General features: G+C 72.4%; 11 protein-coding genes. 6 read left to right on the top strand and 5 right to left on the bottom strand.

The features are described from left to right. Positions 1-39: 39 nt before the first annotated feature. Positions 40-735 carry a response regulator gene (locus KBX26_RS28970; RefSeq protein WP_030336918.1) on the bottom strand — a complete coding sequence of 232 codons (696 nt, stop codon included), beginning with the start codon at positions 733-735 and terminating at the stop codon, positions 40-42. Then, a complete protein-coding gene (locus KBX26_RS28975) occupies positions 732-2318 on the bottom strand; it encodes a sensor histidine kinase (RefSeq protein WP_030336920.1) in 1587 nt (528 codons plus the stop codon). Before KBX26_RS28975 ends, KBX26_RS28970 begins: the two co-directional genes overlap by 4 nt. Before the next feature lie 97 nt (positions 2319-2415). On the opposite strand from KBX26_RS28975, the gene KBX26_RS28980 reads away from it, so the two are divergent. Then, a complete protein-coding gene (locus KBX26_RS28980; RefSeq protein WP_210862416.1) occupies positions 2416-3795 on the top strand; it encodes a cation:dicarboxylate symporter family transporter in 1380 nt (459 codons plus the stop codon). 294 nt (positions 3796-4089) lie between these two features. Here KBX26_RS28980 and KBX26_RS28985 read toward each other — a convergent pair whose 3' ends face one another. Further along, positions 4090-4962, bottom strand: a complete 873-nt coding sequence (locus KBX26_RS28985; RefSeq protein ID WP_051708814.1) for a DUF4231 domain-containing protein — start codon at positions 4960-4962, stop codon at positions 4090-4092. 151 nt (positions 4963-5113) lie between these two features. Here KBX26_RS28985 and KBX26_RS32575 point away from each other — a divergent pair, with 151 nt between their 5' ends. Further along, positions 5114-5452 carry a hypothetical protein gene (locus KBX26_RS32575; RefSeq protein WP_247675369.1) on the top strand — a complete coding sequence of 113 codons (339 nt, stop codon included), beginning with the start codon at positions 5114-5116 and terminating at the stop codon, positions 5450-5452. Between the two features lie 278 nt (positions 5453-5730). Here the strand turns inward: KBX26_RS32575 and KBX26_RS28995 are convergent, their stop codons facing one another. Then, on the bottom strand, positions 5731-6360 hold the full coding sequence (locus KBX26_RS28995; protein WP_210858703.1) for a hypothetical protein: 630 nt from the start codon (positions 6358-6360) through the stop codon (positions 5731-5733). 184 nt (positions 6361-6544) lie between these two features. Here KBX26_RS28995 and KBX26_RS29000 point away from each other — a divergent pair, with 184 nt between their 5' ends. The 4 genes from KBX26_RS29000 (at position 6545) to KBX26_RS29015 (ending at position 13693) form a co-directional block, all read left to right on the top strand. Continuing rightward, positions 6545-8836 (top strand): serine/threonine protein kinase, encoded by a 2292-nt coding sequence (locus KBX26_RS29000; protein WP_210866845.1) that lies wholly within the window; start codon positions 6545-6547, stop codon positions 8834-8836. A 73-nt stretch (positions 8837-8909) separates the two neighbouring features. Beyond that, positions 8910-10448: an NAD(P)/FAD-dependent oxidoreductase gene (locus KBX26_RS29005; RefSeq protein WP_210866846.1), complete on the top strand. Its 1539-nt coding sequence runs from the start codon at positions 8910-8912 to the stop codon at positions 10446-10448. Beyond that, a complete protein-coding gene (locus KBX26_RS29010) occupies positions 10408-12597 on the top strand; it encodes an FUSC family protein (protein ID WP_210866847.1) in 2190 nt (729 codons plus the stop codon). Before KBX26_RS29005 ends, KBX26_RS29010 begins: the two co-directional genes overlap by 41 nt. Before the next feature lie 58 nt (positions 12598-12655). Continuing rightward, positions 12656-13693, top strand: a complete 1038-nt coding sequence (locus KBX26_RS29015; protein WP_210858709.1) for an aminotransferase class V-fold PLP-dependent enzyme — start codon at positions 12656-12658, stop codon at positions 13691-13693. A gap of 63 nt (positions 13694-13756) precedes the next feature. Here KBX26_RS29015 and KBX26_RS29020 read toward each other — a convergent pair whose 3' ends face one another. Beyond that, positions 13757-14929: an acyl-CoA dehydrogenase family protein gene (locus KBX26_RS29020; protein ID WP_030336937.1), complete on the bottom strand. Its 1173-nt coding sequence runs from the start codon at positions 14927-14929 to the stop codon at positions 13757-13759. Between the last annotated feature and the right edge of the window lie 25 nt (positions 14930-14954).

Here is a 14954-nt window from a genome sequence, read left to right on the forward strand (position 1 = left end):
CATCTCGCGTTGATGTCGGAGAGTCAAGCTGTACCGCGCTCAGCGGGGTCGGTATTCGACCTCGGGGCGGCCGGGGGTGCCGTATCGGGGGGTGCGCGCGGCCCGGTCGACGGTCACCAGGTACTCCAGATAGCGGCGGGCGGTCACCCGGGAGATGCCAGTCAGCGCGCTCACCTCGGTCGCGGACAGCCCGGCCGCCGCGCGGGTGCCGTCGGTGAGGGCGGCGCGTACCCGATCAAGGGTCTGCGCGTCGAGCCCCTTCGGCAGGCTGTGCCCGGCGGTGCCGCGCAGGGTGGCGAACATCTGGTCCACCTCGTGCTGGGCGGCGACCTCGCCGTCGGCGAGCGCCTGGGCGCGGTAGTCGGCGTAGCGCTCCAGCTTGTCGCGGAACGCGGCGAACGTGAACGGTTTGAGCAGGTAGTGGGTCACCCCGAGGGACACGGCGGTGCGCACCACCGCCAGGTCCCGCGCGGACGTCACGGCCAGCACGTCCACGCTGCTGCCGGCCGCCCGCAGCGCCCGGCACACGTCCAGGCCGTGCAGGTCGGGCAGCCGAAAATCCAGGAGTACGAGGTCCACGCCGCCGCCGTGGTCGGCGCGCAGGGCCGCCATCGCCGCCCGCGCGGTGTGCGCCACCCCGACCACGACAAAACCCCGAACCCGTTCGGTGTACGCGGCGTGCGCCTCGGCCAGCAGCGGCTCGTCCTCGACGACGAGCACCCGGATGTCGGTCATGACCGCTCGATCCGGCTCGGCAGCCGGACGGTGAACCGGCTGCCGCCGTCGTCCGAGCGATCCACCTCGGCGCTGCCGCCGTGCCGGCGCACCACCTGCCCGACCAGCGCCAGGCCGAGGCCGCGGCCGGTGCTCTTGGTGGACCAGCCGCGCCGGAACGCGTCGGCGACCCGCTCCGGTGCCAGCCCGGGGCCGCTGTCGGCGACCCGGACCACCAGTTCGTCGTCGGCCGCGCCGACGAAGACGCGTACGCGGCGGGGCGCCGGGGTGCCGGCCACCGCTTCGAGCGCGTTGTCGACCAGGTTGCCGACCACGGTGAGCAGGTCAGCGGTCGGCAGCGGGCTGTCGTCGAGGCGGCAGTCCGGTTCGACGATCAGGTCCACTCCGCGCTCGCCGGCCTGCGCGGACTTGCCGAGCAGCAGGGCCGCGAGCGCCGGTTCGGTCACCGCGCCGACCACCCGGTCGGTCAGCTGCTGGGCGAGGGCCAGGTCGCGGGTGCCGAGCCGGACGGCCTCCTCGGTGCGGCCCAGCTCGACCAGGGTCAGCACGGTGTGCAGCCGGTTGGCCGACTCGTGGGTCTGCGCCTGCAACGCCTCGGTCAGCGCCCGCACCGAATCCAGCTCACTGGCCAGGGTGCGCAGCTCGGTCTGGTCGCGCAGGGTCAGCACGGTGCCGAGCGCCGCGCCCTCGAAACGGGCGGTCCGCTGGTTGGCGACGAGCACCCGGTCACCGGCGAGGATCGGCTCGTCGCGGGCGTCGCGCCCGGAGTCGAGCAACTCGGCCGCCGCGGGCGGCAGGTCGATCCCGGCCACCGGCTGATCGATCACCGGCGCGTCCGCGTCGAGCCCCAACAGTCGGCGGCCCTCGTCGTTCACCAGCGCCACCCGACGATCGGTGGTCAGCACGACGAGACCTTCCCGCACCGAGTGCAGAACGGCGTCGTAGTACTCGTACATCCGGGTCATCTGCGCCGGCCCCAGACCGTGCGTCTGGCGACGCAGCCGGCGGCTGAGCAGCCAGGAGCCCGTCGCGGCGAGCGCCAGAGCCGGCGCGGCCACCCCGAACAGCACCGGCAGTTGGCCGAGCAGCTTACGGTCGATGGCCCGGGTGGTGATGCCCACCGAGACCAGACCGACGAGGTGCCGCTGCTCGTCGTACACGGGAACGACAGCGCGCACCGACTCGCCGAGCGTGCCGACGTTCGTGGTGGTGAAGGGGTGGCCGGCCAGGGCGGGCCCGATCTCGCCGACGAACGGCTGGCCGATGCGCTCGCGGGTGGGGTGTGAGAAACGGGTGCGGTCGGGGGCCATCACCACCACGAAGTCGGTGCCCGTGGCCAGCCGGGTCGATTCGGCGTACGGCTGCAGGATGCTGGCCGGGTCGGCGGTGGTGAGGGCGGCGCGGACGTCGGGGGAGCGCGCCACCGTCTGCGCCACCGCGAGCACCTCCTCCTGCGCGGCCTGGCGGGAGTCGCTGCGGGCCAGCCAGACGGCGCCCGCCGCGCCGGCCAGCACCAGCAACGTCACCACCATCGCCTGGAGGGCGAAGAGTTGCCCCGCGATGCTCCACTGGCGTCGGGCCACCTCCACCACCTCCTCGTCGCGCCGCCGTTGCTGCCATCGCGGTGAACAGAATGACCGCAAGGCTGTCAACGGGTGAGACGCGCTTCACATTGTCGACATGGACACCACCACATCCGCCACCACCCCGGCGCCGGCGGTCCGCCGGGACCGTACCCGTTACCTGTATCTGGCCGTCATCGTGGCCGTCGTCGCCGGCATCGTGGTCGGCCTGGTCGCCCCCGATTTCGGCAAGGAACTCAAGCCGATCGGCACCGGCTTCGTCAACCTGATCAAGATGATGATCAGCCCGGTCATCTTCTGCACCATCGTGCTCGGCGTCGGCTCGGTCCGGCAGGCCGCGAAGGTTGGCAAGGTCGGCGGCCTGGCCCTCGGCTACTTCCTGACCATGTCGACGGTCGCGCTCGCCATCGGCCTGGTCGTCGGCAACCTCATCCACCCCGGCTCCGGCCTGAACCTCGGCCCGGACCTCGCCGGCTCGGGCAAGGCCGCCGCCGGTGACGAGGCCGCCGGTACCGCCGACTTCCTGCTCGGGATCATCCCGACGACGCTGCTCTCCGCCCTCACCGAGGGCAAGGTGCTCCAGACGCTGCTGGTCGCCCTGCTGGTCGGGTTCGCCGTCCAGGCCATGGGACAGCGGGGTGAGCCGGTGCTCAGCGCCATCACCGTCATCCAGCGGGTCGTCTTCAAGGTCCTCGCCATGATCATGTGGCTGGCGCCGATCGGCGCGTTCGGCGCGATGGCCGCCGTGGTCGGCGCGACCGGCGTGGACGCCCTCAAGAGCCTCGCCCAGATCATGGTGGGCTTCTACGTCACCTGTCTGATCTTCGTGCTGGTCTTCCTGGGCGCGCTGCTGTGGTTCGTGGCCCGGATCTCGATCTTCTCGCTGCTGCGTTACCTCGGCCGGGAGTTCCTGCTGATCCTGTCCACCTCGTCGTCGGAGTCGGCGCTGCCGCGGCTGATCGCCAAGATGGAACACTTCGGCGTGAGCAAGCCGGTCGTCGGCATCACGGTGCCGACCGGCTACTCGTTCAACCTGGACGGTACGGCGATCTACCTGACCATGGCGTCACTGTTCATCGCCGACGCGCTGGGCAAGCCACTCGCTGTCGGCGAGCAGATCTCGCTGCTGCTGTTCATGATCATCGCCTCGAAGGGCGCCGCCGGAGTCACCGGTGCCGGGCTGGCCACGCTGGCCGGCGGCCTCCAGTCGCACCGACCGGACCTCGTCGACGGGGTCGGACTGATCGTCGGCATCGACCGGTTCATGTCGGAGGCGCGGGCGCTGACCAACTTCGCCGGCAACGCGGTGGCGACAGTGCTGGTGGGAACCTGGACCGGCGAGTTCGACCGGGACCGGGCGGTCGGGGTGCTGAGCGGCAACGACCCGTTCGACGAGGCCACCATGGTCGACGAGCACGACGACGCGGCGCCGCGCCCCGACGAGAGGGAGACCGCGCCGGCCGGAGCGTCGGCCTGACGCACGGACGTGGACCGGGCTTCGCGGTGGCCCCGGCCGCCGTGATCCCCGGTCCGCGCCGTGATCCCCGGTCCGCCCCGTGATCCCGGGTCCGCCCCGTGATCCCGGTCCGCGCCGTGTTGCCGGTCCGCGCCGTGATCTCGGTCCGCGCCGTGATCCACTCCGCTTTCTGAATATCGGGGTATCCGAACGGCCCCGACACCGCGCTTTCCTGAAATCCGAGTCGATCTCCGGGCGGCGGGCGGCGATCTCTGAGCGGCGGGAGCGGGCGGCAAGGGCTGGATGGCGGCGGTGTCAGCGTCGGCGTGCGCGCCACATCGTGTGTTCCCGGGAAATCGCCGTCTCCGTGTCATTCACGAACCGCGACAGCTCGGCTTCCGTACTGATCCGGGTGGCCAGTGACCCCATGGCGGCAAGCTCCTGGCTGGCCAGCGCGTAGGCGGTCGCCACCGCGCCGTGTTGCCGCGTCTGGGTCCAGGCCGCGCCGGCCGCGACCGCCGCGGCGGCCACCCCGAGCAGGTCGAGGTCCGTCAGTCCGGCAGCCCTCGACACGGCCAGGGTCACCCCGACGATCTCCAGCACGAGCATGGTCACTGACCAGCGGGTCGCCCGCGCCCGGTTCGCCAGTGACCGTTCGGCGTACCAGGCCCGCTGGGCCTCGAGACGGCCGACCAGGTACGCGGCGCGGCGCTCCTCAAGGGGGGTGGCGCGCAGCGCACGCATTCCGTCAGTGATCTGTTGCCCGGCCACCGCGGGAGCCGCCAACCCGGCGGCCGACATGTCCCCGGTCAGGCCCAACAATCGGTTGGTGAATTCCTGAACGCTGTCCGATTCGCTCTGCGATCGGGGAAAAGGGTCAGCCGCGACGGTGAATCGCCAGGTGAGTGATTTGATGGATTCGGAGAGGGCCCTGCCGACGTACCACCGTTCATTCGGACGATTGGTGAGGAGAAAGACCTCGACGATCGAGGTGGCGGCGAACGCGCCCGCCGCCAGCGCCGGGCCGAGGGCGAAATTGTCGAGCTTCCAGGTGGCGACTCCCGCGACAGCGGCCACCAGGAGCAGGGACAGCCGCAGCGCGACAAGGGTGGCGTACACGCGTTGGCCGCGCTGCGACTCATCGGACACGGCGCGCTGAAACGGGGGAAGATCCTCGGCCTTCAGCATGTCGTTGACCCTCTCGACAGAACATCCAGGACATCGACAGTCGGACGCCAGCCGCTGTAGACAGTAGACACCCCTGTCCACCCCCACTCCCACCCCCCACTCCCACCCGTCACCCCTGGTGATCAAGAGGTTTGCGTCACGACACACCGGGATGGATGACGGAAAGCTCTTGATCACCAGGGCGGTGGACGTCGATCCGGGTGGGGGCGGGGATGATGTGGGGGTGGAGATGGGGGAGGCACTGAGGTTGGCCCGGTCGCAGTTGTGGTCGGACCGGGCCCGCGCCGGGCGTCACCTGAGCGCTGTCGTTGGGCGGGAACCGGTGGACACCGTGGTGCGGAGCCTGCTCCTCGACAGCGCGAACACCGCGGTCACCGACGCCACCGCCGAGGAACTGCTGCGGCGTCGTGACGCAGCCGGCCTGCGTCTCATCGCGGCAGCGTGGCATGTCGCTGAGCCGGAGCAGGGGATCATCTCACCGGTTGCCTGAGCGCCGCCTTCTTCGAGCTCGCCTGCGCGGAGCCGGAGGACCGGATGCGTTTTCGCGCCGTGCTCCGGAGTCTGCGGGACGATCCCGACCCGGATGTTCAGGCCGGTGCCCGCGACCTGCTTGATCGAGTCGCACGAGCGCTGCCGGGCTGAGCCCAGCGGTGCTGGGCTGAGGTGCACGAGCGCTGCCGGGCTGAGGCGCGCACGGGCGCTGCCGGGCTGAGGCGCATGAGCGCTACCGGACTGAGCGGCAGCAGGCAGCGCCGGGCCGTTCGGGGTTCATGAGGTGACGGGGTGTGGCGTGGCGGTCTTGTCGCAGGGGGTGCCGATGCCGAGGTTGACGCGGTCGGTCCGGCCGTCCGACGTCACGATCAGCGGTACGCAGGCGACCTGCGCGACCCAGGCGCCGCCGACGAAGGCCAGCCACTGCGCCTGCCCACCCTCGGGAGTGCAGGCGTGCACCGTGACGGTCGCCGCGGGCGCGCCGGTGCCGCCCCACCCGAGCCGGGCCCTGTCCTGCCAGCCCGGTGCCACCCGCAGGTCGACGACGGTGCCGGCGCGGACGACGAGCCCCCATTTGGCGAACAGTCGCGCCGCCGGATCGGCCTCCCCGGAATCGCCCGCCGACAGCACCGGGGTGTCAGGCACCGCCACGTCCTCGCCCACCAACCGGTAGCCGGCCGGCGGCGCCGGCAGCGCGTCGACCGATGGCGTGCACGGCGGCCCGGCACCGCTGGCACCGGTGGCCGGCGCCGACCGGTCGGCCGGAGTTGCCCGATCAGCCGGCGCTGAGGTGGGCTGGCGCGGGTCACCTGCCGACGTGCAGGCGGACAGGACCACCGCCAGGCACAGGCCGGCCAACCCGGCCGCGGCACGTCCGGTCCGGCGCTCCGCAGAATTCGAATTCATTCGATATTTATAGCAGGAGGCCGATATACGCGTTGGTAACATCGCGGTGGGCGACACCGCTCGTAACCAATAGCGGAAATGAACGATCGGTAACCAGTCGATCTTGCGTGTGACATATCCAACTGTCGCTTTTCCAGCCGCCAGAAGAATTGGGTACGTAAACCAGGGCAGGTACCTTCCTGTCGTGCCAGACGCCTCTCGACAGTTGATTGCCGATCGCTATCGGCTGGTCCGTCCGCTCGGCCAGGGCGGGATGGGCCGCGTGTGGCAGGCCCGCGACGAGATGCTGCAGCGCGACGTCGCCATCAAGGAGTTGGTGGCACCGCCCGGCCTGCGCGACGACGAACGTCGGGAGATGCGCGAACGGTCCATGCGTGAGGCGCGGGCCGTCGCCCGTCTGGGCCACCCCAATGTGGTACGCGTCTTCGACGTGCTGCATTCCGGCGGCGACCCCTGGATCGTGATGGAGCTCGTGCCGTCCCGGTCCCTGCAACAGGTGCTCGAAGCTGAGGGGTCGATGTCGGCGGACCGCGCCGCCCGGATCGGGCTGGGCATCCTGGGCGCGCTGCGGGCCGCCCACCGCGCCGGTGTGCTGCACCGGGACGTCAAGCCGGCCAACGTGCTGCTCGCCGACGACGGCACTGTGGTGCTGACCGACTTCGGTCTGGCCACCCTCCCCGGCGACCCACGGATGACCCAGACCGGAATGGTGCTCGGCTCGCCGGCGTTCCTCGCACCCGAGCGGGCCACCGACGGCGACGTGGGGCCGGCGGCCGATCTGTGGTCGCTGGGCGCCACCCTCTACGCGGCCGTCGAGGGACGTACCCCGTACCACCGCTCGTCTCCGATCGCCACGCTGGCGGCCCTGGCCACCGAGCCACCACCGCCGGCGCGACGGGCGGGTCCGCTGACCCCACTCCTGGAGGGACTGCTGCGCCGGGAGCCGGGTCAACGGATCAGCGCCGAGGAGGCGGACCGGCTCCTGCGCCAGGCCGCCACCCCGGATGTGCCGGCGACTGAGGTGAGCGGGGCCGGCGGCGGACCGCTGACCCGGATCACCACCGCCACGGCCGACCTGCCCCGTCCGACGATCGTGCCCGAGTTCGTCCCCGCCGAACCCGGTCCGCCCGCGTCGCCGGCCGTTCCCGACGCGTCCGACGCCCCCGCGGCACCGACTGTCAATGCCGCGCCGGCTGCCACCATGTCGCCCGCCGTCGCTGCCGCGCGGGCCGCCCCAACGTCGCCCGCCGTCGCTGCCGCGCCCATGTCGCCGGCGGTGCCCCCGTCACCCGCTGCCGCCCCGGTGCCCGGGAAGGGTCGTCAGCGTCGGGCGCGGCTGATCGGGTCGATCGGGGCCGCCGTGCTGCTGGTCGTCCTGCTGGTGGCCGCGTCAGTGCTCAAGGGCGGGCTGTTCGGTGACCCGGGTGCCGACGACGTGGCGGCGCCGGACGTGCACCCGTCGCCGGTCGTCGAGACGCCGGTGTCCAGGGTGCTGCCACCGGCGCCGGCGGGTTGGCGCTACTACCGTGACGATCCGCGCTTCCTCGTACCGGTGCCGGACGGCTGGCAGGCCCGGCGCGACGGTGAGCGCGCCGTGTTCCGCGAGCCGGACGGCAGTCGCGTGCTCGTCGTCGACGAACTCCGGTCCGTCCCCGCGGACCCGCTCGCGCAGCTGCGGGCGCGGGAGACGGCACAACGCGGCCGGTACGCCGAGTATCGGCAGGTCCGGCTCGACGCGCTGCGCTACCAACTGCGGGCCGCCGAGTGGGCGTGGACGTACACCGACCAGGACGGCACGCCGATGCACACGTCGAGCCGGGTGTTCGTCGGCCACAACGGCCACGCGTACTCGATCGACTGGACCACCTCGGCGGCCGAATGGTCCGCGAGCGAGGCCGTCCTCGCGCTGATCACGGATGGTTTCCAGGGCCTACCCGTCGCGGGTGCCCCGCCGTCGCGAGCCGCCAGCGCGCCGCCGTCGGCCAGTGCGCCGCCGCCGTCGCCGGGGACGGGCAGCGGAACGACCACCGCTCCGGGTAACCAGGCGCCGCCGTCCGCTCCGCCACCGTCTCCGACGAAGAGCAGCCCGCCCGCCGGCAAGCAGATCTCCAGCTTCGCCAGTGACCGCTGCATCGACATTCCGGAGGGCAACGCCTACGCCGGCGCGCGACCGCAGATCTGGGACTGTCGACGGACCGCCAAGCAACTGTGGACGTTCCCGTCGGACGGCACCGTCCGCTCGATGGGGATGTGCCTTGATGTCGCCGGCCACTCCACCCAGGACGGGGCGCACGTCATCCTGGCCGAGTGCTCCGGCGCGTCGTCGCAGAGGTTCACCCTCAACAAGGCGTACGACCTGGTGAACACCAAGGCGGACAGGTGCGTCGACGTGGTCGACTCGAACCCGGACAACGGCGCCCGGTTGCAGATCTGGCAGTGCACCGGCAACGCCAACCAGAAGTGGCGGGCCAGCTGAGCGCTGACGGCGGGGGCGCCGGTGGTTACGGTCGTGGATGCCACGCCTTCCCGACCGTCCGAGGAGTGATCGCATGCCCCCCTCTCCGTCCCGGCTCTTCGCGGAGATAGCGACGGCCGAACGACCGGCCGAGACCAGAGTCGTCATGCGACGTGCGGTGGTGCTCGGTGGCAGCATGGCCGGGCTGCTGGCCGCCCGGGTGCTCAGCGATCACGCCGAGGAGGTGCTGATCGTCGAACGGGACCCGTCCGACGTCGACGCCGGGCCACGGCCGGGGGTGCCGCAGGGCAGTCAGGTGCACGCGTTGCTGCCCGCCGGTCAGGTCCAGTTGGAGCGTTGGTTCCCCGGCATCGCCGACGAGGCGCTCGCGCTCGGCGCTCCGCCGCCGCCGCGCGACCCGGGCACGGCGAAGGTCTTCGTGAACGGCATGTTGGGCCTGCCACCCGCGGCGACCGGCACCGGGCCGGCGCTGATCACCACGCGTCCGTTCCTGGAGGCGCTGGTCCGGCGGCGCACCCTCGCCGTCGACAACATCCGGATGGTGTACGGCCGGGCGGAGGGCCTGCTCTTCGACGAGCGGCGGGTCACCGGCGTCCGGTACGTGCCCGAGGGCGGCACCGAGCCCGTCGTCGAGGCGGCCGACCTGGTGGTCGACGCGATGGGACGGTCCAGCCGGTTGAGCGACTGGCTGGCCGAGCACGGGTGGCCGCGTCCGCCCATGCAGCGCATGCCAATCAAACTGAACTACGCCACGGCGCTCTTCAGGCGCGACGAGAAGGTCAGCGACGCGTGGGTGGCGGTCTTCCACACCATGGCGGGCAGGGGGCGTACCGCCCGGATCGGTGGCATCAACTCGGTCGAGGGGGACCGCTGGATCATGCTGGTGGCCGGCTACGACGGTGACCGGCCCAGCCGCGACGTCGCCGACTTCACCGCCCGCTGCCGGGAGCACTACCCACAGATGTTCGGTGACATCGCCGAACACGGGGAGATGCTCGGCGGGGTGGTCACGTACCACCAGGCCGACAGCCGACGCCGCGACTTCCACAAGCTCGACCGCCTCCCCGCCGGGCTGGTCGCCGCGGGCGACGCGGTCGCGTCCTTCAATCCGGTGTACGGCCAGGGCATGACCTCCGCGACGCTGCACGCCTCCTGCCTGTCCAGGTACCTGCGATCCGGGCCGAGGCCGCACGACGAGCCGGCGCGGGCGTACTTCGACCAGGTCCGGGTGGTGGTCGACGCGGCCTGGCAGATCTCCACCACCGCCGACATCGAGCTGCCGCACGTCGACGGGCCGTACCCGCCCGGCTACAAGGTCACCAAGTGGTTCGGGGACCTGCTCTTCCGGGCGTCGCTGACCGACCCGGTGCTCAACGCCCGGCTGGGTCGGGTCACCACCATGCTCGACCATCCGGCCGCCCTGAGCCGCCCCGGCACCCTGTTGCGGGCTCTCCGGCTCGGTCTGCTGGGCAGCTCCCGGCGATGTTCGCCGGTAACCCGCCGCCCGTGGCGGGGCGCGGTGGAGAATGGTGGGCCGGGGAGGGCTGCTGCGACGGACCGGGGGAGCGGTAGTGCTCGGAACCAGCCTCCTTGGCCGGCTTCGCCGCCGTGACCCGGGTGACGTCATCCTGCGACGCGCGGCACGACTGACGCTCGTCGCGTCGGTCGTCTTCTTCGGCTGCCGCTACGGTGCGGGCAACTCCACCCTCGCCACGTACGGGTTGTTCGGCACGATCGCCGCCGGGTCGTTCGCGAAGCTGCCGGGTCCGGCGCCGCAGCGGGCGCGGATCCTCGTGCTGTCGCTACCGGTGGTGTGGGCGCTGATCGCGGTGGGCTCGTTCCTGGCGTGGAGCACGTGGGCGGCCGCCGGCGGCATGCTCGTCGTCGGGTTCGTGGTGGCGTTCGCCGGGGTCGGCAACCCGCGCCTGGTGGGGTTGGCGAGCGCGTTCCAGCTCTTCTACATCCTGGCGTCGTTCCCGCCGTACCAGCCGGGCACCCTGCCGGCCCGACTCGGCGGGGTGACGCTCGCCGTCGTGCTGCTCGCCGCGGCGGAGGTCGTCCTCTGGCCCGACCCGGTGCCGGTCTCCTACCGGCAGCGCCTCGCCGCGGCGGCGGACGGCCTCGCCGCCTTCCTCGACGACACCGCCGCCACGGTGACCGACCCGCACACCGCCGGGGCCGACCGGGACACTCGGCGCGCGCGGGCGTACGACGCGATGGCGGCGATCGAGCTGGGCCGTACCCCCGCGACGTGGGCGCCCACCGCGGCGGGCGCGCAGGACCGGGCGTTGCGGATCTGCGCCGCCGCGCTCCGGGAGGCGCTCGTCGAGGCGGACCGGCTGGCGGCGGACGCCCCGCCGGAGCCGATTCCGGACCTGGCGGCGGCGCGTCTGCTGCGCTCGTGCGCGGAGACGACCCGCGTCGCCGGCCGGAGCCTGTCGCCGGGTGCGCCGGCGGTGACCCTCGCCGACCTGGACGTCGCGGTCGCACGGGCCGAGGCGGCGTACCCCGTGGGAACGGGCAGCGTCCGCGACGCGCCGGACGTGCAGCGGTTGTGCCGCGACGCCACGGCGCTGGCCCTCGCCGACCAGGTGCGGGTCTTCGCCGTCGGTTGCCGGGTGGCCGCCGGGGCGCGGCTCGACGACCCGCACGCCTCCTCGGGGCTGTTCGAGTACGCCCGGCACAGCCCGTGGACGCTGTACTGGTGGCAGTTCCGCTCCCACCTGGCGCCGCGCTCGGCCCACCTGCACAGCTCACTGCGGCTGGCCGTGGCCCTGGCCATCGCCCGGGTGGCGGCCGGGGTGTTGCACCTGAACCACGGCTTCTGGGTGCTGCTGGCCACCCTCACGGTCCTGCGCACCTCGGCCGCCGACACCCGCACCGAACTGCGGCCGGCCGTGCTGGGCACCATCATCGGGGCGGTTGTCAGCGGCGGGGTGATGCTCGTCGTCGACGAACCGGTCGTCTACGCCGTCGTCCTTCCGATCACCCTGCTGCTGGCCCTGGGGGTTGGCCGCCTGCTCGGTCCGGTGTGGCAGCAGGCGCTGTTCACGGTCCTGCTGACTGTCGTCTTCGCCCAACTCGGCCCGGAAGGCTGGCGGCTCGCCGAGGCCCGCCTCGTCGACGTGCTGCTCGGTACGGTGATCGGCGTGCTCGCCGGGGTGGCGATGTGGCCGCGCGGCGCGGGCCACGACCTGCGGCACAACGCCGCCCGCTACCTGGCGGTCAACGCTGACGCCGTCGATCAGACGGTCCAGGCGGTGCTCGGCGCTTCGCCGCCACCCGACGCCGCGCTCGACCGGGTCCGCCGCCGGATGGTCCTGGTCGACGCGTCGTACTGGCAGTACCACTCCGAGCGGCACGATCCACGCCGGCCGCAGGTGAACTGGGGTGCCGTCCTGAGCGCCGGGCACCACGTCCTGCCCGGCGCACAGTCGCTGCTGCGCCGCAACCCGCCCGGCTGCCTCGCCGGCTGGCCCGAGGCGGCGGCGCTGCTGGCGGACTCCGCCGGCCGCCTGCGCTCGGCGTACGACACCCTCGCCGACGAGGTCGCCCACGGCCGGACAGCGGGCCCGGCACCGGTCTCGATGACCTGTGTCGACCAGCTGGACCGGATCCGTCCGCTGCTGCGCGGGGCCGACCTGCAGTCCGTCCGGCACCTGGTGGAGGTCGATCGGTGGCTCGCCGCTCTCGCCGACAGCCTCAGCCACATCCAGCGGCCCACCGCCGACGAGTCGGCCGGACGCCGCCGGGAGCCGTGAGGCCGCGGGTCGCGGATTGGCAGTCCCCGTCGCGCCGGGCTCGACATAGCGTCGAGGCATGGAGATCGAGCAGGCGCAGAAGCTGTGGCAGCCGGAGCCGGGCTGGTTGAACACCGCCAGCTACGGGCTGCCGCCGGAGCCGGCGTGGGCGGCGATGCAGGAGGCCCTTACCGCCTGGCGGGTTGGTCGTACGTCGTGGGAGGGCTGGGGCGAGTCGACGCACCGGGCCCGGGTAGCGTTCGCCGGCCTGATCGGGGTGCCGGTCGGTGACGTGGCGGTCGGCGCGGCCGTGTCCCAACTCCTCGCGCCGGTCGCGGCGGCGCTACCGGCCGGTGCCACGGTGGTGGTCCCCGAGGTCGAGTTCACCTCGAATCTCTTCCCCTGGCTGGTGCAGCGGGAGCGGGGTGTCACGGTCCGTACGGTGCCGCTGGAGTCGCTGGTCGACGCCATCGACGCCGACACCGACCTGGTCGCGTTCAGCCTGGTGCAGTCGGCCGACGGGGCGGTCGCGGCGTACGACGAGATCGTGGCCGCGGCCCGCGCGCACGACGCGCTGGTGGCGGTGGACGCGACGCAGGCGTGCGGGTGGTTGCCGTTCGACGGCAGCCGGGCCGACGTGGTGGCGGTGGGCGGCTACAAGTGGCTGATGAATCCGCGGGGGACCGGGTTCGCCTATCTGGCGCCCGCGCTGCGGGAGCGGCTGCGCCCCGACGCCGCCGGCTGGTACGCGGGCGGCGACCCGCACGCCTCCTACTACGGTCCGCCGCTGCGGTTGGCCGACGACGCCCGCCGGTTCGACATCTCACCGGCCTGGTTCAGCTGGGTCGGCGCGGCGCCCGCCCTGGAGGTGGTCGCCGAGATCGGCGTGTCGGCGATCGGGGCGCACAACGTGGCACTGGCCAACCGGTTCCTGACCGGGCTGGGTCGGCCACCGGGGGAGAGCGCCATCGTCAGCGTGGACGTGCCCGACGCGCAGCAGCGCCTCGCGGCGGCCGGCATCCGGGCGGCGGTGCGCGCCGGCCGGGTCCGGGCCTCCTTCCACATCTACTCCACCGAGGCCGATGTGGACGCCGCTCTGACGGCGTTGACCGGCTGAGATCCGCCGTCGGGGACGACCGGGCGCGCACCCGGCCGTCCCCGACGGCGTACGGCATCCGGCTCAGGCCAGGTGGCCGCCGATCTTCGTGTAGCCGCGCAGCAGGTCCCGGGAGATGATCAACCGTTGCATCTCGTCGGTGCCCTCGAAGATCCGGTAGAGCCGGACCTGCCGGTACCAGCGTTCGATCGGCAGCTCCCGGGTGTAGCCCATGCCGCCGTGGATCTGAAGCACCCGGTCGACCACCCGGTTGACCATGCCGGCGCCGTAGAGCTTGCCCATCGACGAGGCGTGCCGGGGGTCCAGCCCTTGGTCGACCGTCCACGCGGAGCGCAGCACCAGCCAGCGTGCCGCCTCCAACTCGGTCTCCGAGTCGGCGATCATCCACTGGATGGCCTGGTTGGTGCCGATCGTCGCGCCGAACGTCTCCCGGGTGTTGGCGTAGTCGATGGCCATCTGCAGGACCCGCTCGGCGATGCCGATGGCGTGCGACGGGATGGTGTAGCGGCCCTTGCCGATCCACTCCATGCCGAGCGTGAAGCCCTGCCCGATCTCGCCGAGGATGTTGCGGTGCGGCACGCGGACGCCCTCGAAGATCAGCGACGCCGGCCCGCCCTCGCCCATGGTCTGGATGAACTCCGAACGCCAGCCCATCGACCGGTCCACCAGGAACGCCGTGGCGCCGCCGTTGCGGGCGCCCTTCTCCCGGTCGGTCACCGCGACCACGATGGCGAAGTCGGCGTCGTGGCCGCCGGTGATGAAGGTCTTCTCGCCGTCGAGGATCCAGTCGTCGCCGTCGCGGCGGGCGGACAGCCGGATGTTGGCCGCGTCGGAACCGGCGCCCGGTTCGGTGATCGCGAAGCAGGAGCGGCGCTCACCCTCGATGGTCGGGATGAGGAACTCCCGCTTCTGCTCCTCGGTGGCGTGGAACAGGATGTTGTCCGCCTCGCCGCCGAAGCGGAACGGCACGAACGTGCGGCCCAGTTCGGTCCAGATCAACGACTGGAGGACGGCCGGCAGGTTCATCCCCCCGTACTCTTCCGGTGTGGCCAGGCCCCAGAAGCCGAACTTGCGCGCCTTGAGTTGCAGTTCCCGCACCTCGGAGTGGTCCAGGCCCGGCTGGTGCGCCCGTTCCCGGCGGAGCACCTCCGCCTCCAGGGGCATCACCTCGCGGGTGATGAACGCGCGCACGGTGTCTCGGACGGCGCGTTCCTCGTCGGACAGTGCGAAGTCCACGGTTCCCCCTCGGTCGGCGTGGCGG

This window comes from Micromonospora sp. C97, assembly GCF_018070385.1.
GTDB classification, from domain to species: Bacteria; Actinomycetota; Actinomycetes; order Mycobacteriales; family Micromonosporaceae; genus Micromonospora; species Micromonospora parva.